The 25,494-nt window shown below is 56.8% G+C and carries 22 protein-coding genes; 12 read left to right on the top strand and 10 right to left on the bottom strand.

Features of this window, described 5'->3' with window-relative positions:
- Positions 1–129 precede the first annotated feature (129 nt).
- Complete coding sequence (locus KTH07_RS14150) at positions 130–954, top strand: homeodomain-like domain protein (protein ID WP_032619280.1); 825 nt, start codon at positions 130–132, stop codon at positions 952–954.
- On the opposite strand, the gene arsC is transcribed toward KTH07_RS14150, so the two are convergent.
- Positions 951–1,307 (bottom strand): arsenate reductase (glutaredoxin), encoded by a 357-nt coding sequence (gene arsC, locus KTH07_RS14145; RefSeq protein WP_032619282.1) that lies wholly within the window; start codon positions 1,305–1,307, stop codon positions 951–953. The two genes, KTH07_RS14150 and arsC, sit on opposite strands and share 4 nt — an antisense overlap.
- A gap of 13 nt (positions 1,308–1,320) precedes the next feature.
- A complete protein-coding gene (gene bepA, locus KTH07_RS14140; protein ID WP_015572197.1) occupies positions 1,321–2,784 on the bottom strand; it encodes a beta-barrel assembly-enhancing protease in 1,464 nt (487 codons plus the stop codon).
- Between the two features lie 220 nt (positions 2,785–3,004).
- Here bepA and KTH07_RS14135 point away from each other — a divergent pair, with 220 nt between their 5' ends.
- A complete protein-coding gene (locus tag KTH07_RS14135) occupies positions 3,005–4,069 on the top strand; it encodes an AI-2E family transporter (protein ID WP_003860546.1) in 1,065 nt (354 codons plus the stop codon).
- 139 nt (positions 4,070–4,208) lie between these two features.
- Here KTH07_RS14135 and bcp read toward each other — a convergent pair whose 3' ends face one another.
- Both bcp and KTH07_RS14125 read right to left on the bottom strand, forming a co-directional pair.
- Positions 4,209–4,679, bottom strand: a complete 471-nt coding sequence (bcp, locus tag KTH07_RS14130) for a thioredoxin-dependent thiol peroxidase (RefSeq protein ID WP_015572198.1) — start codon at positions 4,677–4,679, stop codon at positions 4,209–4,211.
- Positions 4,679–5,248: a glycine cleavage system transcriptional repressor gene (locus KTH07_RS14125; protein WP_000213743.1), complete on the bottom strand. Its 570-nt coding sequence runs from the start codon at positions 5,246–5,248 to the stop codon at positions 4,679–4,681. Before KTH07_RS14125 ends, bcp begins: the two co-directional genes overlap by 1 nt.
- 145 nt (positions 5,249–5,393) lie before the next feature.
- Between KTH07_RS14125 and dapA the strand changes: the two genes are divergently transcribed.
- The 6 genes from dapA (at position 5,394) to ypfH (ending at position 11,851) form a co-directional block, all read left to right on the top strand.
- Positions 5,394–6,272, top strand: coding sequence for a 4-hydroxy-tetrahydrodipicolinate synthase (dapA, locus tag KTH07_RS14120; RefSeq protein WP_003860542.1), 879 nt, complete (start codon positions 5,394–5,396; stop codon positions 6,270–6,272).
- A 16-nt stretch (positions 6,273–6,288) separates the two neighbouring features.
- Positions 6,289–7,323 (top strand): outer membrane protein assembly factor BamC, encoded by a 1,035-nt coding sequence (bamC, locus tag KTH07_RS14115; RefSeq protein ID WP_006811481.1) that lies wholly within the window; start codon positions 6,289–6,291, stop codon positions 7,321–7,323.
- Positions 7,324–7,432: 109 nt separating this feature from the next.
- The gene (gene purC, locus KTH07_RS14110; RefSeq protein ID WP_001171626.1) at positions 7,433–8,146 is read left to right on the top strand and encodes a phosphoribosylaminoimidazolesuccinocarboxamide synthase; all 714 of its coding nucleotides are present in this window, start codon (positions 7,433–7,435) and stop codon (positions 8,144–8,146) included.
- Positions 8,147–8,266: 120 nt separating this feature from the next.
- A complete protein-coding gene (locus tag KTH07_RS14105) occupies positions 8,267–9,136 on the top strand; it encodes a neutral zinc metallopeptidase (protein ID WP_001303362.1) in 870 nt (289 codons plus the stop codon).
- The gene (locus tag KTH07_RS14100; RefSeq protein ID WP_032619285.1) at positions 9,136–11,082 is read left to right on the top strand and encodes a tRNA(Met) cytidine acetyltransferase TmcA; all 1,947 of its coding nucleotides are present in this window, start codon (positions 9,136–9,138) and stop codon (positions 11,080–11,082) included. The genes KTH07_RS14105 and KTH07_RS14100 overlap by 1 nt, the downstream gene beginning before the upstream one ends.
- A gap of 73 nt (positions 11,083–11,155) precedes the next feature.
- Complete coding sequence (gene ypfH, locus KTH07_RS14095) at positions 11,156–11,851, top strand: esterase (protein ID WP_063162036.1); 696 nt, start codon at positions 11,156–11,158, stop codon at positions 11,849–11,851.
- 39 nt (positions 11,852–11,890) lie between these two features.
- Here the strand turns inward: ypfH and KTH07_RS14090 are convergent, their stop codons facing one another.
- The 3 genes from KTH07_RS14090 to KTH07_RS14080 are packed head-to-tail and all read right to left on the bottom strand — an operon-like array spanning position 11,891 to position 13,600.
- On the bottom strand, positions 11,891–12,088 hold the full coding sequence (locus KTH07_RS14090; RefSeq protein ID WP_000383991.1) for a YpfN family protein: 198 nt from the start codon (positions 12,086–12,088) through the stop codon (positions 11,891–11,893).
- 24 nt (positions 12,089–12,112) lie between these two features.
- Positions 12,113–13,240 (bottom strand): succinyl-diaminopimelate desuccinylase, encoded by a 1,128-nt coding sequence (gene dapE, locus KTH07_RS14085; RefSeq protein ID WP_017383496.1) that lies wholly within the window; start codon positions 13,238–13,240, stop codon positions 12,113–12,115.
- 3 nt (positions 13,241–13,243) lie between these two features.
- On the bottom strand, positions 13,244–13,600 hold the full coding sequence (locus KTH07_RS14080; RefSeq protein ID WP_015572203.1) for an ArsC family reductase: 357 nt from the start codon (positions 13,598–13,600) through the stop codon (positions 13,244–13,246).
- Positions 13,601–13,987: 387 nt separating this feature from the next.
- On the opposite strand from KTH07_RS14080, the gene ypfM reads away from it, so the two are divergent.
- Positions 13,988–14,047, top strand: a complete 60-nt coding sequence (ypfM, locus tag KTH07_RS14075) for a protein YpfM (RefSeq protein ID WP_015572204.1) — start codon at positions 13,988–13,990, stop codon at positions 14,045–14,047.
- A gap of 109 nt (positions 14,048–14,156) precedes the next feature.
- On the opposite strand, the gene acrD is transcribed toward ypfM, so the two are convergent.
- Both acrD and narQ read right to left on the bottom strand, forming a co-directional pair.
- On the bottom strand, positions 14,157–17,270 hold the full coding sequence (gene acrD / locus KTH07_RS14070; RefSeq protein ID WP_017383494.1) for a multidrug efflux RND transporter permease AcrD: 3,114 nt from the start codon (positions 17,268–17,270) through the stop codon (positions 14,157–14,159).
- Positions 17,271–17,411: 141 nt separating this feature from the next.
- Positions 17,412–19,106: a nitrate/nitrite two-component system sensor histidine kinase NarQ gene (gene narQ / locus KTH07_RS14065; RefSeq protein ID WP_032634970.1), complete on the bottom strand. Its 1,695-nt coding sequence runs from the start codon at positions 19,104–19,106 to the stop codon at positions 17,412–17,414.
- A gap of 152 nt (positions 19,107–19,258) precedes the next feature.
- Between narQ and aegA the strand changes: the two genes are divergently transcribed.
- The 3 genes from aegA (at position 19,259) to KTH07_RS14050 (ending at position 23,040) form a co-directional block, all read left to right on the top strand.
- The gene (gene aegA / locus KTH07_RS14060; RefSeq protein WP_074147569.1) at positions 19,259–21,229 is read left to right on the top strand and encodes a formate-dependent uric acid utilization protein AegA; all 1,971 of its coding nucleotides are present in this window, start codon (positions 19,259–19,261) and stop codon (positions 21,227–21,229) included.
- A gap of 67 nt (positions 21,230–21,296) precedes the next feature.
- A complete protein-coding gene (nudK, locus tag KTH07_RS14055; RefSeq protein ID WP_015572208.1) occupies positions 21,297–21,890 on the top strand; it encodes a GDP-mannose pyrophosphatase NudK in 594 nt (197 codons plus the stop codon).
- Between the two features lie 106 nt (positions 21,891–21,996).
- Positions 21,997–23,040, top strand: coding sequence for a DUF1176 domain-containing protein (locus KTH07_RS14050; RefSeq protein WP_023304185.1), 1,044 nt, complete (start codon positions 21,997–21,999; stop codon positions 23,038–23,040).
- A gap of 89 nt (positions 23,041–23,129) precedes the next feature.
- On the opposite strand, the gene ygjK is transcribed toward KTH07_RS14050, so the two are convergent.
- The gene (gene ygjK / locus KTH07_RS14045) at positions 23,130–25,481 is read right to left on the bottom strand and encodes an alpha-glucosidase (RefSeq protein ID WP_217310771.1); all 2,352 of its coding nucleotides are present in this window, start codon (positions 25,479–25,481) and stop codon (positions 23,130–23,132) included.
- Positions 25,482–25,494: the final 13 nt, after the last annotated feature.

Raw genomic sequence — 25,494 nt, 5'->3', positions numbered from 1 at the left:
TTGAGAGGTGTTGTTTATGTTATGTCTGTGGATTATCAGTGAAGCGTGGCGAGCGAAAGGTGAAATCGGTCACAAAGCATTCGCTGCTCTGATATAAATCTCATAAGATTAGTTCCGGAGAGAGACGCGATGGAAATCAAACTGCATGCCAACGCCACCACCACACCGCGTATCCGTCGTTATCTTCAGCAGTCAGATAAAAGCGACAGGGAACTTGCCGTTGAGCTGGGGATCTCGGTCACCACCGTCAGGCGCTGGCGCAACCGCGACCAGGTTTCGGATAACCACACAACGCCAAAAGTGATACACAAAGCGCTGAGACAAGAGCAGGCGGCACTGATAAATGCCCTGCGGGATATCACCGGGGCACCGCTGGATGAACTGCTGCTGCTGGTGAATGACGGACTCGGGATCGCCGTTTCCCGCGCGACCCTGAACCGCTACCTCAAACCAGCTTCGGTAAAACAAAAGGGGGCGTCGTTGCAGGGCAAAAAGGCGCTGAAGGCCGGTATCATGCCGCAGAAGCTGTTTCTGCATCATCAGCCGCTGTCGCTGCATATGGACGACGGTGGCGAGCAACACCTGCTCTGGGCGCGTGAACCCGTCAGCGGCTGGTGTTACGCCCGGCTTTATGCTGGCGTATCGCCGCAGTTGCTGACCCGCTGGACGAACGAGGTGCTGGCTGCCTGTCCGGCTGATATTCAATCTGTTGAGACTTTTGGGCTGGAAGTGAACTTGCCGGAGCATAACGTCACCGTAAAAGTGCATTCACAGTATTATCTCGCCCTTCAGGTCACCGTGCCGTTACGCGAAATCATTCCGCGGGTGAACAGTGAACCGATGGGAGAGCTGTTGATCCAATTGTGTGAGTTTTACAACCGGGGAAAAGCGCAGAAAAAGCTGGGAGAGCGTACGCCGCAGGCGTTTCTGGAAGCGCTGCGGCGTAACGATTAGACGATCTCGAGCACGTCTTCCGGCGGACGGCCGATACGCGCCTTGCCATTTGCCACTACAATCGGGCGCTCAATCAGCTTTGGATTGTCGACCATCGCCTGAATCAGCCGATCTTCAGTGAGACTGGTATCGTTCAGATTGAGCGACTTATACAGATCTTCTTTCTGACGCATCAGGTCGCGTGCGCTGCCCATGTTCAGCATCTTCAGCAGCTGGCGGATAGTCTGCGCGTCCGGCGGCGTCTCCAGGTACAGCACCACTTCCGGTTCGATGCCGTTAGACTTCAGCAGGCTGAGGGTGTCTCGGCTCTTGGAGCGGCGAGGGTTATGGTAAATTTTTACCGCGTCTGTCATGACTTCTCCTTTATTACATCTTCTCGTACGGCTTAAAGCGTTGTTGCAGGCCGCGCAGCTGGTCGATTCGCGCATCGTAGCGGGCCTGTTGCAGGCTGCCAAGCTTCACCTGCGAGCTGGCGCTGCTCAGCAGGGAAATGGCCTGATCGAGACGACCCGCCAGCGCCAGACCTTCCGCACGCGCGGCCAGCTCCTGATCGCGGTTACCCAGTTGCCCTTGGGCCTGGGCGAGCAGCTCCCAGCCGTTCTGGTCATCTTTATTGTTAAAGGTGTAGCGGTTCAGAATGGTCACCGCCTCGCCGGGCTGGCCGCCCTGTAGGTAGGCGTTCGCCAGGTTAAGCTGCAATACCGGATTGTTACGAAGATCTTTCGCCCCTTTCAGGCGATTAATCGCATCGGTCGCTTTTTTCTGCCCCAGATCGATATCGGTGGCGAGGTCGAGATACCACGGATTGTCAGGCGCCGCCGCCAGCAGCGGCTGTAGCGCTTTTCGCGCTTCATCGTATTTGCTGGCCTCCATCGCCTGGAGCGCCTGACCATACTGCGCCGCGTTTTTCTCGCGCACGTTGCCTTTCGCCAGCGCGTCCAGCAGATCGCTGGTGAGCTGATTACGTCCGGAGTTGTACATGCCAAGCGTTCTCACTTTGGCCATGTAGAAATCCTGCGAAGACTGCACCACGACCGGACGCATCTGGTTGGCACGGTTACGCGCATCCGAGAGGCGGCTTTCCGGCAGCGGGTGGGTCAACAGAATTTCAGGGGGACGCGACGAGTAGCGTGCCTGGTCGAGCAGCTTTTCCAGGAAGCTCGGCATGGCCTGCGGGTCAAAGCCGGAACGCTGTAAAACCTGAATGCCGATGCGGTCTGCTTCCTGCTCATTCTGCTGGGTAAAGCTGATCATCCCCTGACGCGTCCCCGCCAGCGTCCCGGTAAGCGCCGCCATCCCGGCCTGCGGGCTGGCCATCGCCAGCAGAATAGAGCCCAGCGCGCCCACCCAGGTTAGCGGGGCGTTACGCTTCTGATCTTCCATCGCACGCGCCAGATGGCGCTGGGTGACGTGCGAAATTTCGTGCGCCATGACGGACGCCAGCTGGCTTTCGTTATCGGAATAACGGAACAACGCCGAATGCAGTACCACGTTCCCGCCAAAGAAGGCGAAGGCGTTGATTTCGTCGTTATTGATTAAATAGAAGTGGAAGGGCGTTTTTACCGAGTCGGCGTGCGCCACCAGACGCATCCCCAGGCCGTTAATGTATTGCACCAGCAAAGGGTCGTTAATCAGCGGAGCACTGCCGCGCAACTGGCGTACGTAATAATCACCCATCTGCATCTCCTGCCCGATGGAGAGCGTGCTTCCTGCCGTGGTGCCCATGTCCGGCAATGAATCGGACGAGTCAGCGAAAGCGGGCAACACCTGACCCACCGTCACGGCGGCAATCAGTGTCGCAACCAGTGTTTTTCTCAACTGCCTGAACATAACCACTGTCCTGTATGTTGGATGTGCTAATTTGACCGATGAACCCGCATAACGTTCATCTCCGCTGCTCTGCGAGTGTAGCCGTGTTAAGAGATGAAGAAAATCCCATTCATCAGGGTTTTGCGAAACCTGACAGTGAAACAAAAAGGAAAGTCTTTTTTGTGACAGTTAGATACAATTCACCGTCTCACTCCCGCCATTCGATTCAGGGAAGGGTTGTATGCTCGAAATGTTAATGCAGTGGTATCGGCGTCGGTTTAGCGACCCGGAAGCCATTGCTTTGCTGGTCATTCTGGTTGCCGGATTCGGTATCCTGTTCTTCTTTAGTGGCCTGCTGGCACCGCTACTGGTGGCAATTGTGCTGGCGTATCTGCTGGAGTGGCCCACCGCGCGTCTGGAACATATCGGCTGTTCCCGCCGCTGGGCGACCAGCATTGTTCTGGTGCTGTTTGTCGGCATTCTGCTGCTGATGTCCTTCGTGGTGATGCCCATCGCCTGGCAACAGGGGATCTACCTGATCCGCGATATGCCCGGCATGCTGAATAAACTGTCTGATTTTGCCGCCACGCTGCCGCGCCGCTATCCTGCGCTGATGGACGCCGGGATCATCGATGCGATGGCCGAAAACATGCGCGCCCGCATCATGACCATGGGTGATTCGGTGGTGAAATACTCTCTGGCCTCGCTGGTCGGCCTGCTGACGCTGGCGGTTTACCTTGTTCTCGTGCCGCTAATGGTGTTTTTCCTGGTCAAAGATAAAGAGCAGATGCTGAACGCGGTACGCCGTGTGCTGCCGCGCAATCGCGGTCTCGCCGGTCAGGTCTGGCAGGAGATGAACCAGCAGATCACCAACTACATTCGCGGCAAAGTGCTGGAGATGATTGTGGTGGGCGTGGCGACCTGGATTGGCTTCGTGATCTTCGGACTGAACTACTCGCTGCTGCTGGCGGTGCTGGTCGGATTCTCGGTTCTGATCCCGTATATCGGCGCGTTTGTGGTGACCATTCCGGTTGTGGGGGTGGCGCTGTTCCAGTTTGGTTTGGGTACGGAGTTCTGGAGCTGTTTCGCCGTATACCTGATTATTCAGGGACTGGACGGGAACCTGCTGGTACCGGTGCTGTTCTCAGAAGCAGTTAACCTGCATCCGCTGGTGATTATCCTTTCAGTGGTGATTTTCGGCGGGCTGTGGGGATTCTGGGGGGTATTCTTCGCCATTCCGCTGGCGACGCTGATTAAAGCCGTGGTCCACGCGTGGCCGGATGTGCCAGCGGTGGAAGAGAAGTAGATTTAGTGCGGGCTGATGCCCTCACCCCAACCCTCTCCCGCGGGGAGAGGGGGCAAACACTAAAAACGGTAGCGCATGCTACCGTTTTGCATTTACCTTGTAGGCCGGGTAAGCGCAGCGCCACCCGGCACTAAAATTATCACGCGTTCTCTTTCAGCCACTTCAACACTACGTCGTGGTGGTTGCTGGTTTTGAAATCATCAAACACGTGCTCAACTTTACCGTCAGCGTCAATCAGGAAGCTGATGCGGTGAATACCGTCGTACGTTTTGCCCATAAAGGACTTCTCACCCCAGACGCCAAACTGCTCGCAAACCTGGTGGTCTTCATCGGAAAGCAGCGTGAAGTTCAGCAGCTCTTTTTCCGCAAAGCGTGACAGCTTCTCTGGCTTATCGGTGCTGATGCCCAGCACTTCCACACCGACCTTTTTCAACTCATCCATGTTGTCGCGTAGACCGCAGGCCTGTACGGTACAGCCCGGGGTCATGGCTTTCGGGTAGAAATAGACCAGAACACGCTGTCCCTGGAAGTCGGTCAAATTTACTTGCTCGCCGTCTTGATCCGGTAAGCTAAATTTCGGTGCGATATCACCGGCTTTCAGTGGGTTCATTACTCAACTCCATCCTGTTCGTGCTGCGAATAATCGACGACGCTTATACTGCCTTGCGCATGTAATTCTGTACAGAGGGCTTTGAACGCTTGCTCGATATTTGACGCATCCTGCGAGGCAGGGCTGTGTGCGGTAATTTGAATAAACAGCGTCGGGATTGCGTTTTCATCGCCCGGCTGCGTGCGGGAAACCAGTTCGGCAATGTTCATCTGATGGCTGTCAAACAGCGCCGTAAAACGTTCAATCAGATGAGGTGAATCAGGCACTTCAACCTGTACCCAGACCGTGGCAGGCAGAGCCGGACGCGGGCGCGCGGTGGTGCGCTTCATCACAATCAGTAAATCCAGCTCTGCGCCTTTCAGCGGCAGGGTAGATTCAATGAGGGTAATGGCATTCCATGTTCCGGAAAGCAGCATGATGAACGTGAACTCTTCGCCAAGCATAGCCAGCCGGCTATCTTCGATGTTGCAGCCGCAGCTGCTCACGTGGCGAGTGATGGTATTCACGATACCCGGCCTGTCAGCACCCAGCGCAGTGATAACCAGGTAATGTTGTGATGAGGTTGTCAAACCTGTTCTTCCTTTGCGTGGTTAAGTCTTCCTAAGGAAAGCATAAAAAAAACATGCATACAACCGCCTGAGAGCCTCAGGTCGCTTGCTTTTATTACAGTTCCAAACGTAACATTGAGGCTCTTGTTCGCACAGAGGATGGCTCATGTTCACGGGAAGTATTGTCGCGCTTGTTACACCGATGGATGAAAAAGGTAATGTCTGCCGGTCAAGCATGAAGAAGCTCATTGATTACCATGTCGCCAATGGAACCTCGGCGATCGTTTCGGTAGGGACTACCGGTGAATCCGCTACGCTGAGCCACGAAGAGCACGGCGACGTTGTGATGCTGACCCTGGAACTGGCGGACGGGCGTATTCCGGTCATCGCGGGTACGGGCGCAAACGCAACGGCAGAAGCGATTAGCCTGACTCAGCGTTTTAACGACAGCGGCATTGTCGGCTGCCTGACGGTGACCCCTTATTACAACCGTCCTACTCAGGAAGGTTTGTTCCAGCATTTCAAAGCCATCGCTGAACATACTGACTTGCCACAAATTCTGTATAATGTGCCGTCCCGTACCGGTTGCGATATGCTGCCGGAAACCGTTGGCCGTCTCTCGAAAGTAAAAAATATTATCGGGATTAAAGAGGCGACAGGGAACTTAAGCCGCGTTCATCAGATCAAAGAGCTGGTTTCAGACGACTTTATCCTGTTGAGCGGTGATGATGCGACCGCGCTGGACTTTATGCAGCTCGGTGGTAATGGCGTGATTTCCGTTACGGCGAACGTGGCGGCGCGTGATATGGCTGACATGTGCAAACTGGCCGCAGCCGGTCACTTTGATGAAGCTCGCGTGATTAATCAGCGTCTGATGCCGTTGCACAATAAATTATTTGTCGAACCCAATCCGATCCCAGTGAAATGGGCATGTAAGGAGTTGGGGCTTGTAGCAACCGACACGCTGCGTCTGCCAATGACACCGATTACCGACCACGGTCGTGAAATTGTCGCTGGCGCGCTGAAGCATGCCGGTTTGCTGTAAAGTTTAGGGAGATTTGATGGCTTATTCAGTACAGAAGTCGCGCCTGGCGAAGGTTGCGGGTGTTTCGCTTGTTATGCTCCTCGCTGCCTGTAGTTCAGACTCGCGCTACAAGCGCCAGGTGAGCGGTGATGAATCCTATCTGGATGCGCCGCCGCTTGCTGAACTTCACGCGCCTGCCGGCATGATCCTGCCGATCCAGAACGGTGATTATAATATTCCGGTTACCAACGGCAGTGGCCTGGTGGGTAAAGCGCTTGATATTCGTCCGCCGGCTCAGCCTCTGGCGCTGGTGAGTGGCGCGCGCACGCAGTTTACCGGTGATACGGCCTCTCTGCTGGTGGAAAGCGCACGCGGTACCACGCTGTGGCCGCAGGTTGTGAGCGTTATTCAGTCGAAAAACTATACGATTGATAAACGCGACGACGCCAGCCAGACTTTAACCACCGACTGGATTGAGTGGAACCGTCTCGATGAAGACCAGCAGTATCGTGGTCGTTATCAAGTCTCCGTTAAGCCGCAGGGTTATCAGCAGGCGGTTACCGTCAAGCTGTTGAATCTTGAGCAGGCAGGTAAACCGGTTGCCGATCCGGCCGCCATGCAGCGCTACAGCACTGAAATGCTGAACGTGATTGCCGCTGGTCTGGATAAGAACGCTACCGATGCCGCAAACGCCGCGCAGAACCGTAACGGTTCAACGTTTGATGTGCAGAGCGGTGCAGACGATACCGGCCTGCCAATGCTGGTGGTGCGTGCGCCGTTTAATCAGACCTGGCAGCGCCTGCCAGCAACGCTTGAAAAAGTGGGCATGAAGGTGACCGACAGCACCCGTTCAACGGGCAGCATCACAGCGACCTATAAGCCGCTGTCTGATAGCGCCTGGCAGGAGCTGGGGGCAAGCGATCCACAGCTGCCTTCCGGTGACTACAAAATCCAGGTTGGCGACCTCGATAACCGCAGCAGCCTGCAATTTATCGATCCGAAAGGACACACGCTGACCCAGGCGCAGAACGATGCGCTGGTCGCTGCCTTCCAGGCCGCATTCAGCAAATAATAGTGAGGGCTGGTTAATCCAGCCCTTTTTATTTTCGTGCTACGCAAACGTGTGCGTGGCATAATATGGCCAGTTTTGAATACAAATCATCACACCAGGAGTAATGAAGATGCAGAAGCAAGCTGAGTTGTATCGTGGCAAAGCGAAAACCGTATACAGCACGGAAAACCCGGATCTGTTGGTGCTCGAATTCCGCAATGATACGTCAGCAGGAGACGGCGCACGCATTGAGCAGTTCGATCGTAAGGGCATGGTGAACAACAAGTTCAACCACTTCATTATGACCAAACTGGCCGAAGCCGGTATCCCGACTCAGATGGAAGCGTTGCTGTCCGATACGGAATGTCTGGTAAAAAAACTGGATATGGTGCCGGTTGAGTGCGTGATCCGTAACCGTGCCGCAGGCTCCCTGGTGAAGCGTCTGGGCATTGAAGAGGGTATCGAACTGAATCCACCGCTGTTCGATCTGTTCCTGAAAAACGACGCCATGCACGACCCGATGGTCAACGAATCCTACTGCGAAACCTTCGGCTGGGTAAGCAAAGAGAACCTGGCGCGCATGCAGGAACTGACCTACAAAGCCAATGACGTGCTGAAAAAGCTGTTTGATGACGCGGGCCTGATCCTGGTCGACTTCAAGCTGGAGTTCGGTCTGTACAAGGGTGAAGTGGTGCTGGGCGACGAATTCTCGCCGGACGGCAGCCGCCTGTGGGACAAAGAGACGCTGGATAAAATGGACAAAGACCGTTTCCGCCAGAGTCTGGGTGGCGTGGTCGAAGCGTACGAAGCGGTTGCTCACCGTTTAGGCGTTAAGCTCGACTAAACTGCGCATTTGCCAAAGGATGTTGGCATCCTTTGGCGTCTTATCCTTGTTTACTATGGTAATCCTTTCATTAACCGCCTACGATCATAGCTATTATAAATGGAATAGTTCGAGGTGTTTATGCGCTGGCAAGGGCGTCGTGAAAGTGACAACGTAGAAGACAGACGCAGCAGTGGTGGCGGTGGTCCGTCTATGGGCGGGCCAGGTTTCCGGTTACCCAGCGGCAAGGGCGGCATTATTCTGCTGGTCGTCGTGCTGGTGGCGGGCTACTACGGCGTCGACCTGACCGGTTTGATGACCGGTGAAACCGGGCAACAGCAGCAGTATTCTCAGCGCTCCATCAGCCCGAATGAAGATGAAGCGGCGAAATTTACTTCCGTTATTCTCGCGACGACCGAAGATACCTGGGGTCAGCAGTTCGAGAAAATGGGGCGGACTTATCAGCCGCCAAAACTGGTGATGTACCGGGGCGCAACCCGCACCGGCTGCGGCACCGGGCAGTCCGTTATGGGGCCGTTCTACTGCCCGGCGGACAGCACCGTCTATATCGATCTCTCCTTCTATGACGACATGAAAAGCAAGCTGGGCGCCGACGGCGATTTTGCCCAGGGCTACGTGATCGCGCATGAAGTCGGCCACCACGTGCAGAAGCTCCTCGGCATTGAGCCTAAAGTGCGTCAGATGCAGCAGAATGCTTCTCAGGCGGAGGTGAATCGTCTGTCCGTACGCATGGAGCTTCAGGCCGACTGCTTCGCTGGCGTCTGGGGACACAGCATGCAGCAGCAGGGCGTGCTGGAAACAGGCGATCTGGAAGAGGCCCTGAATGCCGCACAGGCGATTGGTGACGATCGCTTGCAGCAGCAGAGCCAGGGGCGCGTTGTGCCGGACAGCTTTACCCATGGCACCTCAGAGCAGCGCTACAGTTGGTTTAAGCGTGGCTTCGACAGCGGCAACCCGTCGCAGTGTAATACCTTCGGCAAAGCTATGTGATGTTGGGGTTTGAACAGCTGGTCAACCAGCTTCAGCGTACCGGGCACCGCCGGCTGGTGGTGCTCAGCGGCGATGAAGCGTGGACGTTGAGCCAGGCGACCATTCTGCGCGATACGTTACCAGGAGACTGGCTGTGGCTGGAGGTAAACCCCTCTAAGACCATCAGCGGCCTGCTGGGACGTGAATACCTGCACGCCGTTTTTGACGCGCGTCGCGGGTTTGACGTCTCGGCCTTCGCCGCCCTCAGCGGGACCCTGCGCGCCGGAAGCCTTCTGATGCTGCTGGTGCCGCCGTTCTCCGTCTGGGCTAACAGGCCCGACGCGGATTCTCTACGCTGGAGCGACAGCGCCGAGCCGATCGCCACCCCGCACTTTGTTCACCACTTTTGCCGGACGCTTGCCGCCGATTCAGATGCCATCGTCTGGCATCAACATCGTCCTCTGTGCCTTCCCGTTACGTCAGATTTACCCGCCTGGCAGCCTGCCAGCGGTGAACCGCAGCGCGAGCAAGCTGAGATCCTCGACGCTCTTCTGACCATGCCTGCGGGCGTGGCCGCCGTGACGGCACCGCGCGGACGCGGAAAGTCCGCCCTGGCGGGCATGTTGCTCAACGGCATTCAGGGGAGTGCAGTCGTGACGGCACCGGCAAAAGGGGCGACGGATGTCATCGCGCGTTTCGCCGGGGAACATTTTCACTTTATGGCCCCGGATGCGCTGCTGGCCTCCACAACAGAAGCTGACTGGCTGATTGTCGATGAGGCGGCCGCCATCCCCGGCCCGCTGCTGGAGAAGCTGGCGTCGCGCTTTCCCCGCGTGTTGCTGACCACCACGGTGCAGGGTTATGAAGGCACGGGCAGGGGATTCCTGCTGAAGTTCTGCGCCCGGTTTAGCGGGCTGCGGCGTTATACCTTATCCACGCCTGTTCGCTGGGCTGCCGGATGTCCCCTTGAGCGGATAGTGGCGAACGCGCTGCTGTTCGACGATGCGCTTATCGATCGCAAACCGGAAGGCGAGGTACGTTTAACGTCGCTGGAGCCCGGGATGTGGGAGAGCGATCCGACGCGCGGGGCAGGCGTGTATGAACTGCTTTGCGCCGCGCACTACCGGACGTCACCCCTCGATTTACGCCGGATGATGGACGCCCCCGGCCAGCACTTTGCTATTGCTCAGGCGGGCGCGGAGATCGCGGGCGCGCTCTGGCTGGTGGAGGAGGGGGGATTACCCCCTGAACTTAGCCGCGCAGTCTGGGCGGGCTTTCGTCGGCCGCGTGGAAATCTGGTGGCGCAGTCGCTGGCAGCGCACGGCGGCTCGCCGCTCGCGGCGACGCTGAAAGGCCGACGCGTCAGCCGCATTGCGGTTCATCCCCATCGCCAGCGGGAAGGCATCGGCCAGCGGCTGATCCGCAGTGCCAGCGGAGAAGATTATCTCTCGGTCAGCTTTGGCTATACCGACGAGCTGTGGCGTTTCTGGCGGCAGTGCGGGTTTGTGCTGGTGCGAATGGGCAGCCACCGGGAAGCCAGCAGCGGGTGCTATACGGCGATGGCGTTGCTGCCGCTGAGCGAGGCGGGGCATCAGCTCTGCGAACAGGCGCATCAGCGGTTATGTCGTGATATGCGCGTCCTGTCGGCCTGGAATGGCGAAAAGATCCCGGTGACGGATGCATGGGAAGCTACCCTTAATAGTGACGACTGGCTGGAGCTGGCGGGGTTTGCCTTTGCTCACCGGGCGTTTTCAACTTCGGTTGCGGCGCTGACGCGGTTGTTGTTAGCCGTGGACATGCCGCTCCCGGCACTGCGGGGGAAAATGGAAGGGAATATGCACGATTTCGGGCGCAAAGCGTTGCTGGCGAAGCTACGCGAGGAAACCGCTCACGCGCTTGAAAGGCTTGATTACTCCCGTAGCCAGCAGCTGAAAGCCGACATTTTGCAATGGCAATTTTTTCAATGAGTTCTTCAGTAAAGTGGCATGGTCATTACCCCGCAGAGGCGTAAAATCCTGCTTATCAATTAAGGAGATCGCCATGAAACATGACCATTATGTTGTGCAAAGCCCGGATACACCTGCTAAACAGCTCCTGCTTCTGTTTCATGGCGTGGGCGACAATGCCGTCAATATGGGACAAATTGGCAGCTGGTTTGCACCCGTTTTCCCACACGCGCTGATCGTCAGCATCGGCGGCGTGGAGCCGTGCGGTCCGGACGGGCGGCAGTGGTTTTCCGTCGAGGGCGTGACGGAGGAGAATCGTCAGGCGCGTATTGATGCCGCTATGCCAGCCTTTATCGATACCGTGCGTTACTGGCAGCAGCAGAGCGGCGTAGGCGCCGACGCAACGGCGCTGATTGGCTTCTCTCAGGGCTCAATCATGTCGCTGGAAAGCGTAAAAGCGCAGCCCGGACTGGTGTCCCGCGTGATTGCCTTTAACGGGCGTTTTGCGACGTTACCGCAAAGCGCGACCACGCAGACCACGATCCATCTCATTCATGGGGGGGAAGACCGGGTAATTGAGCTTTCGCATGCGGTTGCTGCCCAGGAGACGCTGATGCGCGAGGGCGGAGATGTGACGCTGGATATCGTAGACGATCTGGGGCATGCCATTGACGATCGCAGCATGCAGTTCGCGCTCGATCATCTGCGTTATACCGTACCGAAGCACTACTTTGATGAAGCGCTCAGCGGCGGTAAGCCGAATGACGATGATATCGTCGAGTTTATGTGAGGTGTCCCCCTCTCTTTAGGGAGAGGGGAAACAGAGCGATTACTTCTTCTGGTCCTTCTTCGGCCAGTCGTCTTCATCGTCCCACTTGTCGTTAAAATCACGGTGCGGCGGAAGATCCGGTTTGTTGGCAAGGAACTTTTTGTGGTCAACGCGCTTGAGATCTTTAATCACGTTAAGCAGCACGCCTACCAGAAATACCAACACCAGAATCCACCAGTACTTTGAAAGCCAGTCCATTCGCTAATCCTCTTTAAGCACCCGTCAGGCGACGAGCTGCTCCATAATACGTTGATACATGCGGGCCAGCAGTTGTAAATCGGCAGCGTTCACGCATTCATTGATTTTGTGAATCGTCGCGTTAACCGGACCCAGTTCGACAACCTGTGCGCCCATGCGGGCGATAAAGCGTCCGTCAGACGTGCCGCCCGTTGTCAGCAGTTGTGGCTTAATTTCATTATAGTGCGCAATGGCGTTCACCACCGCATCCACCAGTTTACCGCGCTGCGTCAGGAACGGCTGGCCAGACAGCCACCAGTCGAGGGTATAGCGCAGCTGATATTTCTCGAGCAGCGCAATCACGCGCGCTTTGATCATCTCGTCGGTCAGTTCGGTGCTGAAGCGGAAGTTAAACTGGACGAAGAGATCGCCGGGAATGACGTTGTTGCTGCCGGTGCCAGCCTTGATGTTGGCTATCTGCATGCTGGTTGGCGGGAAAAATTCGTTGCCTTTATCCCATTCAATGCCTACCAGTTCGTTCAGCATCGGCGCGGCGCGGTGTACCGGGTTATCCGCCAGGTGCGGATAGGCAACGTGGCCCTGCACGCCATGAATAGTCAAATTACAGGTCAGGGATCCACGGCGGCCATTTTTCACCACATCGCCAACCACTTCGGTGCTGGACGGTTCGCCCACCAGACAGTAGTCCAGACGTTCATTGCGCGCCATCAGCGCCTCAACGACCTTCACGGTGCCGTTGTGGGCGCTGGCTTCTTCATCGGAGGTAATCAAAAACGCAAGACGGTTTTTATGGTTCGGATGCTGGGCGACGAAACGCTCTGCCGCCACGACCATCGCAGCCAGAGAACCTTTCATGTCCGCAGCGCCGCGTCCGAAAAGCATGCCGTCGCGGATGGTCGGCTCAAAAGGCGGGTTGATCCAGCGGTCTGCGTCGCCTGCGGGAACTACGTCAGTATGTCCGGCAAATGCCAGCGTCTCTCCCTGACCGCGCCATGCCCAGAAGTTCTGCGTATCGCCAAAATCCATGTGCTCCACGGTAAAACCGATGGCACGCAGGCGCTCAATCATTAATGCCTGACAACCTGCGTCGTCCGGGCTAAGGGAAGGACGGCGAATAAGCTGCTGAGTCAGCTCAATGACCGGGCATGACATAGACTACACCTCAACGAATAAATCTGAATAAAGGGTTTCACTGAAACCCAGCAGCATAGGCTGACCTGGCTTGCAGAGCAATGGGCGTTTGATGATTGCCGGCATTTCAAGCATCAGTTTGGCTGCGCTGTCGGCGTCGTTGATCGTGGCCCGGAGAGATTCATCCAGTTTTCGCCAGGTGGTCCCGCGTGTATTCAGTAGCGCTTCCCATCCCAGTTCGTTGATGGCGGAATGGAGAAACGCGGGGTCAAGCCCGTCGGCACGGTAATCGTGGAAGCGATAGTCGATGTTGTGTGCTTCCAGCCAGCGGCGGGCTTTTTTAATCGTGTCGCAATTCTTAATGCCGTACATCACAACCATAGTGAATCCTTTTGTTCTTTTGTGGGTTAAATGTTCAATATTTTCGAAGATATATCCTTAAGTGGAATATAACACATTCGGAATTTTTCGGGATTTACAATTCTCCATAATTCAACGAACAGCTGTAAGCTGAATAGTCTTTCATCTTTTAAGCATAGTTGTCCACCCTGTTTAAATTGCCAATAAACTCAGGGGGAAATTAAAAATGCTGTCATTTTTCCGACTATTTCAAAATATTGCTGTAGGTCACATAAAATTTACCCGACAACGCTCATAGTGATCCTAAACCTACCAGCACAGCGGGGTTCAATCACAGCAATCGGTTAAAGTGGCTTCACAATGATGATACGTTTTCGTAGAATGCACATAATAATAAGAGAGGTTGTTATGATTGAACGTGAACTGGGGAACTGGAAAGATTTTATCGAAGGCATGCTTCGTAAATGAATTTCCGGTAAGAAATGCAAGAGCACTTAATTAACTAAAATAACCATAGTGTGAAAGAATCACACAATAAAAAGGCGGCCTGTAAAGCCGCCTTTTTTATTTCAACGTGTTATTCCGGCTTATCCTTCAGCGGGAAACGACGGCGTACCAGCACAAAGAACAGCGGTACGAAATAGATAGCCAGAATCGTCGCCGAAATCATTCCCCCCATAACGCCCGTTCCCACCGCGTGCTGGCTGCTGGAGCCTGCGCCGGAGCTGGTGGCCATCGGCAGGACGCCAAACACAAACGCCAGAGAAGTCATCAGGATCGGACGCAGGCGCTGACGACAGGCGTGCAGCGTGGCGGCCATCAGTTCGTGACCTTTGGCATTCATCTCATTGGCAAATTCGACGATCAGAATGGCGTTTTTCGCCGACAATCCGATTACGGTGAGGAGTCCGACCTGGAAATAGACATCATTTTCCAGGCCGCGCATCCAGGTTGCCAGCAGCGCTCCGATGACCCCGAGAGGCACCACCAGCATCACCGAGAACGGCACTGACCAGCTTTCATACAGCGCCGCCAGACAGAGGAACACCACCAGCAGCGAAAGGGCATACAAGGCAGGCGCCTGAGCGCCGGAAAGCCGTTCCTGGTAGGACATCGCCGTCCACTCCAGGCCAAAGCCGGTCGGTAACTGCTGAACCAGTTTTTCCATTATATCCATTGCGGTACCGGTACTGACGCCCGGCGCGGCTTCACCGACAATCTCCAGCGCCGAATAGCCGTTGTAACGCTCCAGACGCGGTGAACCGGTCTCCCAGCGTGACGTCGCAAACGCCGAGAACGGCACCATGCCGCCGGTGTTATTGCGCACATACCAGCGGTTGATATCGTCCGGCAGCATGCGGTATTTGGCGGCAGACTGAACGTAGACCTTCTTCACGCGGCCGCGATCCATAAAGTCATTCACGTAGCTTGAGCCCCATGCCGTTTGCAGGGTGTCGTTAATGTCGTCGATGGAGACGCCCAGCGCCTGCGCTTTACGCTGGTCAATATCCACCTGTAGCTGAGGGCTGTCATCCAGACCGTTATGACGAACGCGGGTAAGCTGCGGATCTTTCCCGGCCAGCTCCAGCAGCTTGTCGCGAGCAGCCATCAACGCGTCATGCCCGGCACCAGCGTGATCCTGAAGCTCCATATCAAACCCGGCTGAGCTGCCCAGGCCGCTGATGGCGGGCGGGCTGCTGGCGAAAACGCGCGCTTCCTTGATTTTGTTGAACGCTTTGGTTGCACGTTCAATGATGGCAAAGGAGGAGCCGGTATCGCTGTCGCGCTGGTCCCAGTCTTTCAGGCGCACAAACATACGCGCCACGTTCTGCCCGTTACCGCCAGGGCCAGAGCCGACGGTGGAGAAGACGGAGACCACGTTATCTTTCTCCTGAGTATGGAAGTAGTTCTCAACCTTCTGCACCACTTTCAGGGTCTGCTGCTGGGTCGAGCCGCTGGGTAACTGTACGGAGGTGATAAACATGCCGCGATCTTCCAGCGGCAGGAACGAGGTTGGCAGCCGCAGGAACAGGAAGACCATGCCGCCGAGCAGCAGAACATAAACCACCATCCAGCGTACGCTGCGGTGCAGAACTTTACCCACGCCCGCTTCATAGCGCGCCGCATTGCGGTTAAACATGCGGTTAAACCAGCCGAAGAAGCCTTTTTGACCGTGGTGTTCGCCCTTATGCAGCGGTTTCAGCAGCGTCGCGCACAGGGCAGGGGTAAGGATCATCGCCACCAGTACGGAGAGCACCATTGCAGAAACGATGGTGATCGAGAACTGGCGATAAATCGCGCCCGTGGTGCCGCCAAAAAACGCCATCGGGATAAATACCGCCGACAGCACCATGGCGATACCGACCAGCGCGCCCTGAATCTGTCCCATCGATTTGCGCGTGGCCTCGCGGGGCGAAAGCCCTTCCTCGCTCATGATGCGCTCAACGTTTTCCACCACCACGATGGCATCATCCACCAGCAGACCGATGGCCAGCACCATGGCGAACATGGTCAGGGTGTTGATGCTGTAACCGAAGGCATACAGCACCGCAAAGGTACCCAGCAGCACCACCGGCACCGCAATAGTGGGGATCAGCGTAGCGCGGAAGTTTTGCAGGAACAGGTACATCACGAGGAACACCAGCGCGATAGCTTCGAGCAGGGTTTTCACCACATCTTCGATGGAGGCCTTTACGAACGAGGTGGTTTCGTAGGCGACTTTGTACTCCAGTCCGTGCGGGAAGAAATGCGACAGCTCATCCAGACGCTCTAGCACCCGCTGCGCGGTCGCCATTTCGTTGGCACCGGAGGCCAGTTTCACCCCCAGCCCGGACGCGGCATTACCGTTGAAGCGGCTCAGGTAGTCATATTTTTCCGCCCCCATTTCCACGGTGGCGACATCCCCCAGACGCACTTCCGAACCGTCCTGATTCACGCGTAGCGTGATATTGCGGAACTGTTCAGGTGTCTGGAGCAGCGACTGGGAGTTGATGGTGGCGTTAAGCGCCTGGTTATCCACGGACGGGGTACCGCCGAGCTGCCCCACGGCAATCTGGGCGTTCTGCGATTCGATAGCGTCGGTGACATCTTTGGCGGTCATCTGCACGCTGTTCAGCTTGTTGGGATCCAGCCAGATACGCATGGAGTACTGCGAGCCGTAGGCGTCGATATCACCCACGCCGTTGATACGGCTGAGCGGGTCCTGAATATTACTGGCGACGTAGTCCGCGATGTCCTGCTTATCCATTGAGCCATCGGTTGAAACAAACGCGATGGTCAAAATATTGGTGTCACCGGTTTTACGCACGGTCACCCCCTGGTTCTGCACCGCCTGAGGCAGTTTACGCAGGGCCGATTGCAGCTGGTTTTGCACCTGCTGCACCGCTTCATCCGGATCCGTGCCCGCCGTAAAGCTCAGGGTTACCGTCGCCTGGCCCGTGGCGCTGCTCTGTGAGGACATGTACATCAGGTTATCGAGACCCGTCATGTTCTGCTCGATAACCTGGGTGACGGTATTTTCCAGCGTCTGTGCCGAGGCGCCAGGGTAGTTCGCCGTGATACGCACGTTGGGGGGCGCGAGGTCAGGGTATTGCTCAACAGGAAGGGACGTAATCGCCAGGACACCCGTCAGACACAACAGGATTGCAAGCACCCAGGCAAAAATGGGGCGATCGATGAAAAAATTCGCCATTAAAGTGTGACCTCGTTTTGCTACACGTCATTATTGTTTATTGCCCGCCTAACTTTAGCGGTAAGGCCCAGGTCAAACGTGGAGAAATAAAGGAGATAATGTAAATTATCATGCGCTTTTTTCAGCGCGCCTTCTTTCTCGCTATTTTTCAGCCTGCGCCGCAGGCGTCCGGAACGTTACGCTGACCTGTGTCCCACCCTGTGGCGGCTGAGAAAAGTGTAATGTCCCGCCGAGCCGTCCCGCGCGTTCGCGCATGATATTCAGCCCGTAATGCCCCGGCGGTTCACTGGCGTCGCCGATACCAATGCCGTTGTCGCGGATCGTGACCGTGTGAGTGCCGTCCGCGGTGGTGACGCAGCTGACCACAATCTCGCTGGCGTCGGCATGTTTAATCGCATTCAGCACTGCCTCACGCACAATCTGTAAGAGGTGCACCTGTTTTTGTGCGTCCAGCGCCAGCGATGAGAGACGGCAGTCGAGCACCAGCTTCGCGCGGGTCTGGCTTTGCAACCCGTCGAGAGACTCCTGTAGCGCGGCAGGAAGATTGGCGTGATTGAGCGTCAGGCGGAAGGTGGTAAGCAGCTCGCGTAGCTGATGCCAGGCATTATTCAGCTCGCGGGAGAAGTCCGTAATGATGGTCTGCGCCGGAGCATTGTCGCCCGGCACGGCATGCTTCAGCAGCGTAAGCTGAATACGCAAATAGGAGAGCACCTGCGCCAGCGAATCATGCAGCTCGCGCGCGATGGTGGCGCGCTCCTCCATCAGCAGCAACTGCTGATAATGTTTCTGCGCCTGATTGAAATAGAGCCCCCGGCCCAGCATCGTCGCCACGCTTTCCATGAGCGGCAGCGGAACATCCCCGGTCGCGCTTTGCCAGCGCAGTTCGCCGTACAGGGTGTCCTGCATTAACACCGGTAAATTGTGCATTTTCTCGCCCGGGGACTCCTGTCCTTCGTAAAGCTGCCAGTCGTCACTGGTGCGCAATTGCAGGTAATTCATCTGCGTATAGTCATGCACAATCTGCAAAATATGCCGGAAGCAGTGGCTGTCTATCTGCCCGGTATTCAACGCCTGTGAGCATTTGAACAGCATTTCGAGCTGCTGATGCGCTTCATTCAGGTGGCGGGTTTTTTCAGCAACGGAGCGCTCAAGTGAACGGTACAGGGTGTGTAATTCCGCCGACATATGGTTGAAGGCGCGGGAAAGCTGGCCCAGCTCGTTGGGAAGCGTAGTATCCGGCGCGGGAGTGTCGAATTGCCCCTGTTCGATACGCTCGCTCGCCGCCACCAGATTATTCAGCGGCAGCACAACCTGACGGCGGATGCGCCGCAGGGTCACCACCGCCAGCAGCAGGATGCCCAGGCCGCCCGTCAGCGACATGCAAATCACCAGCTGAATTTTATGTTCGGTGTAGTGCTGAAGCGCCAGCACAAAGGCATCTATCCGGCCCACGAAATCCTCTATGTGGTTCTGATACCACCCGGTATCGCCGCTGGCGATGCGCGTGTCCATCTCCTGCCAGCCAAGGTGCAACTGCTGGTAACGCTGTTTGACGTCCTCAGGCACATACCAGCGGTTTAGCTTCTGCAACGCAGGCGCGCTCAGCGTTTTCTGCCAGACCGCGCGGTGCTCCGCCAGCGACGGGCTGGCGCGCTGCATTTCGTAGCCCAGGCGGTAGCTCTGCATACGCAGCGAGCCGGCGATGTTAATCGCCTCGGCGTCGCGCTGGCTGCTGGCGAGTGTGACCAGCGCAATGGCGCTGATCAGAACGGACAAGACAATCATCGAAAAGAAAGCCCGAGCCAGGCTTCCCGATACGGGGCGTTTAACGGTCACTCATCAGCTTCCTGAATTAAATTGATCTGCCACAGGTTCACTGGAAATAGTTCGGCTTCCTGGGCATTTGAACATTGCGTCGCCATGCCGCTGTGGGTAAATACGATAACAATAGAAAGAATAAGGTTATTGAACCAAAAACAGGTGTTGTTATGAATCGTTTTATTATGGCCAATGCTCAGCAGTGTATCGGTTGTCGCGCCTGCGAAGTCGCCTGTGTGATGGCGCACAACGGGGAACAGCACGCGCTGAGCGAGCGCCATTTTCATCCCCGCATTACGGTCCTTACTTCTGGCTTGCGAAAAAGTCCCGTGACCTGCCACCACTGTGAAAATGCGCCCTGCGCGCAAAGCTGCCCGAACGGAGCCATCACGCAACACAACGACAGCGTACAGGTCAATCAACAAAAATGCATTGGCTGTAAAGCCTGCGTGGTGGCCTGTCCGTTTGGCACGATGGACATGCTGATCGCCCCGCTGGAAAACGACAGCGTTAAGGCCTCGGCGCACAAATGCGACCTCTGCCTGGAAAGGCCGCAAGGCCCGGCCTGCGTGGAAAACTGCCCGGCGGAGGTGCTTACGCTCGCCACCCCAGCCGTACTGGATAAGCTGGTTAAGCAGCGCCGACAGCGCAGCGCAAGGCTGGACGCGCTGCCGTGGCACAGCGAGGCGGTTCAGTCAGCCCCTCCGCAAACCAAACGGCAACAGATGCAAAACACCCCGGCGCGCGGTGAGCCGGATAAGCTCAGCCCCGAAGCACGCGCATACCATTTTAACGAGATCTACCTGCCGTTTCGCCCGGAACAGGCGCAGCGTGAGGCATCCCGGTGCCTGAAATGTGGCGAGCATAGCATTTGCGAGTGGACCTGCCCGCTGCATAACCACATTCCCCAGTGGATTGAGCGGATCGGGGCGGGGGATATCGTCGGTGCGGCTGAGCTTTCTCACCAGACTAACTGTTTACCGGAAATTACCGGCCGCGTCTGCCCACAGGATCGATTATGTGAAGGCGCCTGCACCCTGCGGGATGCGTCAGGGGCAGTAACCATCGGTAATATCGAACGGTATATCTCGGATCGGGCGATGGGCTGGACGCCGGACGTCAGCCACGTTAAGCCGGTCGGTAAGCGCGTCGCCATCATCGGCGCCGGTCCGGCAGGGCTGGCCTGCGCCGACGTGCTGGTGCGCAGCGGCGTCGGCGTGACGGTCTACGACCGCCATCCGGAAATCGGCGGATTGCTGACCTTTGGTATTCCGGCCTTCAAGCTGGATAAATCCCTGTTAGCGCGGCGCAGAGAGATATTCAGCGCGATGGGCATCCGCTTCGAGCTGAACTGCGAGGTGGGAAAAGACGTGTCGATGGCCCAACTGCAAAACGACTACGATGCCCTGTTCATCGGCGTAGGGACCTATCGTTCCATGAAAGCGGGTATCCCTCACGAAGACGCGCCGGGTGTGTACGACGCGCTGCCGTTTTTAGTGGCAAACACGCGGAACGTGATGGGCCTTGATCCTGCCGCAGACGAACCGTTTATCGACACACAGGGTTTAAACGTGGTGGTGCTCGGCGGGGGCGATACGGCGATGGACTGCGTGCGCACCGCGCTGCGGCATGGCGCGGCGAAAGTCACCTGCGCCTATCGGCGGGACGAGGCCAACATGCCGGGCTCAAAGAAAGAGGTTAAAAACGCGAAAGAAGAGGGCGCAGCGTTTGAATTTAATGTCCAGCCGGTTGAGCTCACGCTGGATACCGACGGGAAGGTTAACGGTATCCGGATGCTGCGCACCAGGCTGGGCGAGCCGGATGCGCAGGGGCGGCGGCGTCCTGTCCCGGTGGCGGGCAGTGAGTTTGTCATGCCAGCGGATGCGGTGATCATGGCGTTTGGTTTTAATCCGCACGCCATGCCGTGGCTTCAGGCGCAGGGCGTCGACACCGACGACTGGGGGCGCATCAGGGCCTCCGTGGAGAGCCGTTATCGCTACCAGACCTCGAATCCGCAGATTTTTGCTGGCGGTGATGCGGTATGCGGTGCGGATCTGGTGGTCACCGCGATGGCGGAAGGGCGTCATGCCGGGCAGGGGATCATGGACTGGCTTGGCGTGCCGCCGCGCAACATGCATTAATGCAGACGGGCGACAAAGCGGGCTTCACGGCGTAGTATAAACAGACTCATTTTGCCGTGGAGCCCGTATGTCCCTGAACATTACCGTTATTAAAGACAAAATCCTTTCTGAAAATTACTTTGTCCTGCGTAACATCACTTACGATCTCACCCGTAAGAACGGGGACGTCATTCGCCATAAACGCGAAGTCTACGACCGGGGCAATGGTGCAACCATCGTGCTGTATAACCGTGAAAAGCAAAGCGTGGTGCTGATCCGCCAGTTTCGCATCGCGACATGGGTCAATGGCAACGCGGACGGACGTCTGATTGAAACCTGTGCAGGTCTGCTTGATGACGATGAGCCGGAAGTGTGTATCCGCAAAGAAGCCATTGAGGAGACGGGTTTTGAAGTGGGTGCGGTGCAGAAAGTCTTTGAGCTGTTTATGTCCCCTGGCGGGGTTACCGAGCTGGTTCACTTCTTCATTGCGGAATATACCGATGCTCAGCGCACGCACCGGGGCGGCGGCGTGGACGATGAAGACATTGAAGTGCTGGAAATGCCTTTCGCTCAGGCTGTCGACATGGTGAAACGCGGCGAGATCCGCGACGGTAAAGCGGTGATCCTGTTGCAGTATCTGCAAACCAGCGGGCTGATGAATGCGGCGGCGGAAGCGCGATAAGTTGTATTTCAGATAAATCTATCCGATAAATCCGATTGAGCCAGCCCGCCCTGGGCACGAAGATACGCCCCAGATTGACCTATTCGTTTCCGGGGCTGTGCCGTTCATGCGCTACTGCGTTTATCTTCTCTTCTTCATTTGCGTGCTTCCCGCGCCTTTGGTGTGGGCTGCGCCTGCGCAGCAGTCTTTTTCAGACTGGCAGGTGACCTGCAATAACCAGAACTTCTGCGTAGCGCGCAATACCGGCGAGCATCGCGGTCTGGTCATGACGCTGAGCCGCAGTGCGGGGGCAAAAACGGACGCCTGCCTGCGCATCGATCTCGGCGGGCTTTCGGCGCCACCGGTGAAAGAGCCTGACATCGCCCCGCGCCTGCTACTCGACAATGTGCCGCTTAAACTCACGTCGCAACACTGGCAGTTAGCCCCCTGGCATCTTAAAACAGACGATACGTCCACCATCACCACGTTTCTGAAAACCATTCAGGAAGGGCAGGCGCTGACCCTGCGCGGGGGGAAGCAGACAATTTCTCTGGCCGGTCTGAAAGCGGCGCTGCTGTTTATCGATGCCCAGCAAAAACGCGTCGGAAGTGAAACGGCGTGGATTAAAAAAGGGGATAGTCCACCGCTGAGCGTGCCGCCTGCGCCGGCATTAAAAAAGGTGGCGGTGGTGAACCCCACGCCAACGCCGCTGACGCATAACGAACTCAACGATCTGCTGGATTACGGTACCTGGCGCATGAACCATAGCCAGTGCTCTCTCGATCCGAACCGGCGTGAAGTGCGCGTGACCGCGCTGACCGATGACAAAGCGCTGATGATCATCAGCTGTGAGGCGGGGGCGTACAACACCGTCGACCTGGCGTGGCTGGTGTCGCGTAAAAAACCATTTTCGGCCAGGAGCGTGAGATTGCGCCTGCCGTTTACCCCTTCCAGCCAGAGTAGCGACATGGAGCTGATGAATGCCAGCTTCGACGAAAAAACGCGCGAGCTGACCACGCTGGCGCTGGGACGCGGGATTGGCGACTGTGGGATCCAGACCCGCTGGCGTTTTAACGGCCAGCGCTTCCGCCTGGTACGCTACGCGGAAGAGCCAAGCTGTGATAACTGGAATGGGCCAGATGCCTGGCCCACGCTGTGGATCACAAGGTAGGGTTTTGCCGGGTGGCGCTGTCGCTTACCCGGCCTACTTTTTAGAACCGTAGACCCGGTAAGGCGTAGCCGCCACCGGGCACGAGGGCATCACCGATCGCTCTTACGGAAAAAGTCGTTATACAGCATATACAAATGCGCCGCGCTCCAGGAGAAGTTAGGTGCGCCCTGCTGTGCTCCGGTCAGGGGGTTATAGTTCTCCTGAATCGGGCCGTCCGAGGTTAACCCTTTCGCATGCTTAAAGAAGGTTTCGGCGAGGGTTTGCGCCTGCTCACGATAGCCGTAACGTTCCATGCCTTTTAGTCCAAACCAGAACTGATCGACCCAGACCCGGCCGCGCCAGTATATGTCTGCGCCGAACGCCGGGTTTGTCAGCGCGGCGGTGCCGAGCGGTACCCAGGTATTGAACTCCTTCGGATCCAGCATCACCTTGACCACGGCATCCGCATGTTCCTGCGTCGCGGCACCGTTAAACAGCGGAGACCAGCCTTCCGGCCCTTTACCACGCTCGACGATAGGTTTGCCCGCACAGCCGTTCGCCAGCGGCTTATCCTCGATACGAATGTCATAGTAAAACCCGCTTTTCGCATCGAACATGCAGGTGTTGATATAGGTTGCGAGCTTATCTGCCAGCTGGCGATAGTGGCTGGCCTCCTGCTCTTTACCCAGCAGGCTCGCCATCTGCGCCAGATAGTGATTGTCGCTGTACATATAGCTTGCCTGGTCAACGGACTCCTGTAATAAGGAATACCCTAACAGATCGCCTTTTTTACTCCTGTTTTCGGCAAATTTAACCGTCCAGTCGCTGCGTTTCCCGCCGTTTTCAACGTACTTATCCAGCTGCGCTTTATCGATAAATCCGAATACGGCGGCATCATCGCGCCCGGACTCCCACGAGGCGGCCACCTGCGCGGGGATCTCCAGGCTGTCGTACTGGCCGTTATCGATTATCCGTGCGTAGTTATTCAGGCCGGAAAGCGACTCTTCTTTATCACCTTTTTTCACCGTGAACAGCATCTCGCCGGTAGCGGTGTTATGGGCCTTATCACGCGTCGCACCGTACTCCGGCACGCCGTTGCCGTTATGATCGCGGTTACGCAGCCACCAGTCGTGATAGGCAACCAGTTTTGGATACATCTCGGCAAGCCAGGCTTTATCCTGCGTGGTGTTATACACCTCCATCACCGACCATGCCGCCAGGCTCGGCATGGTGTTACGCTCGTTCCAGTTACCGCCGTCGCCGCCTCGTTCCGGGCTCAGGTTCCAGGCGATTAAATCCGGCACAAATCCGGTATCCTGCGGGCGCACCGGATCGTCGGGTTTGATCTGCCAGGAGAAGACCGCGCGGATGTTCTCTTTGGCGATCTCCGGGTTGAAATGCGCCATGGCAAATGCCTGTTTCCAGGTGTCCCACGGCCAGGTCTGGTTGCCGGAGAACCAGCGTCCGGTTACGGAGGGCGTCACCGTGTTAAAACGCACCGCGCCGCCTGGCGAACGCCAGTTACCGTTCAACGTCTCGATGGCTTTCACCGCCACGCGCGTTTGTTCTGGAGTCGCGTGCGGGTTGGTTAACCCTTGTTGTAAATACCTCTCCCAGCGCGCTTGCGAGGCGGCCATAAAGTAGGCCGGACGCGCCAGAATGTCGCGGATCTGCGGCTGTTCACGCGCGACGTCATCGGCGTTCAGCAGATGGGAGTAGGTAGTGTACAGCGTGGTGCTGCCGGAAATCTGTGCCCGGCTGGTAAAGCGATGTCCGTCAACGGTGGTCTCGGCAGGAAGAGAGCGGTGTAACTGATATTCGGAACTGCCGGAGGTGAGCAGATCCCAGGTGGAGCGTACCTTGCCGAAGGTCACCTTCAGGCCGTCGCGCGTGGCTACAATTTTACGCTGATAATCAGGATATGCGCTGTCGATGGTTTTATCCGAACGCGGCTTGCCCTCTTTGGCCTCCAGTTTTTCAAGCAGCTCGCCATCCCACACCAACTCCAGCGGCGTTTTGCTGGTAATACGGGTTTCAAGCAGCGAAGTACGCGCAGAAGCAAAGCGCAGCGTCATCACGATCTGAACATCCCTGGCGCTCAGTTTCTGCACCAACGCGCCAGGGAGGCTGTAGGCTTCAAGGGTGAAATCCACTTTTTTGCCGTTCTGGTACACGGACAGGCGATCAAAATTCGTCGCCATAAAGTTGATGTACTCTTCGGTGAGCAGCGCTACGCCGGGAAATCCGCCCTGGGTCTGCGGCCCGTCCGGCAGCAAATGCCCATGCCAGGCACCCATCTCAAAAAAGGGATTAAACCGCTGGTGGTCGTCGTAGTCGAAATCCTGCATGAAGAGCGGTGCGCCGGTACGGTTGATGACGTTTTTGAAGTCAGTTGCGGTGGCGGCGTGAGCCGAAAAACTGAGCGCCAGCGCGCAGGCCAGCGGCGTGAGGACGTATTTCATGGTGGTAGATCCT

This window comes from Enterobacter cloacae complex sp. ECL72 (assembly GCF_019056635.1).
In the GTDB taxonomy this organism is placed as follows: Bacteria; Pseudomonadota; Gammaproteobacteria; order Enterobacterales; family Enterobacteriaceae; genus Enterobacter; species Enterobacter hormaechei_C.
Note: the sequence above shows the minus strand (reverse complement) of the source record. Positions and strands in the feature narration are given on the sequence as shown.

Coding starts and splice junctions, on each gene's coding strand:
- KTH07_RS14150 (WP_032619280.1), top strand. CDS start 130: ATGGAAATCAAACTGCATGCCAACGCCACCACCACACCGCGTATCCGT.
- arsC (WP_032619282.1), bottom strand. CDS start 1,307: ATGACAGACGCGGTAAAAATTTACCATAACCCTCGCCGCTCCAAGAGC.
- bepA (WP_015572197.1), bottom strand. CDS start 2,784: ATGTTCAGGCAGTTGAGAAAAACACTGGTTGCGACACTGATTGCCGCC.
- KTH07_RS14135 (WP_003860546.1), top strand. CDS start 3,005: ATGCTCGAAATGTTAATGCAGTGGTATCGGCGTCGGTTTAGCGACCCG.
- bcp (WP_015572198.1), bottom strand. CDS start 4,679: ATGAACCCACTGAAAGCCGGTGATATCGCACCGAAATTTAGCTTACCG.
- dapA (WP_003860542.1), top strand. CDS start 5,394: ATGTTCACGGGAAGTATTGTCGCGCTTGTTACACCGATGGATGAAAAA.
- bamC (WP_006811481.1), top strand. CDS start 6,289: ATGGCTTATTCAGTACAGAAGTCGCGCCTGGCGAAGGTTGCGGGTGTT.
- purC (WP_001171626.1), top strand. CDS start 7,433: ATGCAGAAGCAAGCTGAGTTGTATCGTGGCAAAGCGAAAACCGTATAC.
- KTH07_RS14105 (WP_001303362.1), top strand. CDS start 8,267: ATGCGCTGGCAAGGGCGTCGTGAAAGTGACAACGTAGAAGACAGACGC.
- KTH07_RS14100 (WP_032619285.1), top strand. CDS start 9,136: ATGTTGGGGTTTGAACAGCTGGTCAACCAGCTTCAGCGTACCGGGCAC.
- ypfH (WP_063162036.1), top strand. CDS start 11,156: ATGAAACATGACCATTATGTTGTGCAAAGCCCGGATACACCTGCTAAA.
- KTH07_RS14090 (WP_000383991.1), bottom strand. CDS start 12,088: ATGGACTGGCTTTCAAAGTACTGGTGGATTCTGGTGTTGGTATTTCTG.
- dapE (WP_017383496.1), bottom strand. CDS start 13,240: ATGTCATGCCCGGTCATTGAGCTGACTCAGCAGCTTATTCGCCGTCCT.
- KTH07_RS14080 (WP_015572203.1), bottom strand. CDS start 13,600: ATGGTTGTGATGTACGGCATTAAGAATTGCGACACGATTAAAAAAGCC.
- acrD (WP_017383494.1), bottom strand. CDS start 17,270: ATGGCGAATTTTTTCATCGATCGCCCCATTTTTGCCTGGGTGCTTGCA.
- aegA (WP_074147569.1), top strand. CDS start 19,259: ATGAATCGTTTTATTATGGCCAATGCTCAGCAGTGTATCGGTTGTCGC.
- nudK (WP_015572208.1), top strand. CDS start 21,297: ATGTCCCTGAACATTACCGTTATTAAAGACAAAATCCTTTCTGAAAAT.
- KTH07_RS14050 (WP_023304185.1), top strand. CDS start 21,997: ATGCGCTACTGCGTTTATCTTCTCTTCTTCATTTGCGTGCTTCCCGCG.
- ygjK (WP_217310771.1), bottom strand. CDS start 25,481: ATGAAATACGTCCTCACGCCGCTGGCCTGCGCGCTGGCGCTCAGTTTT.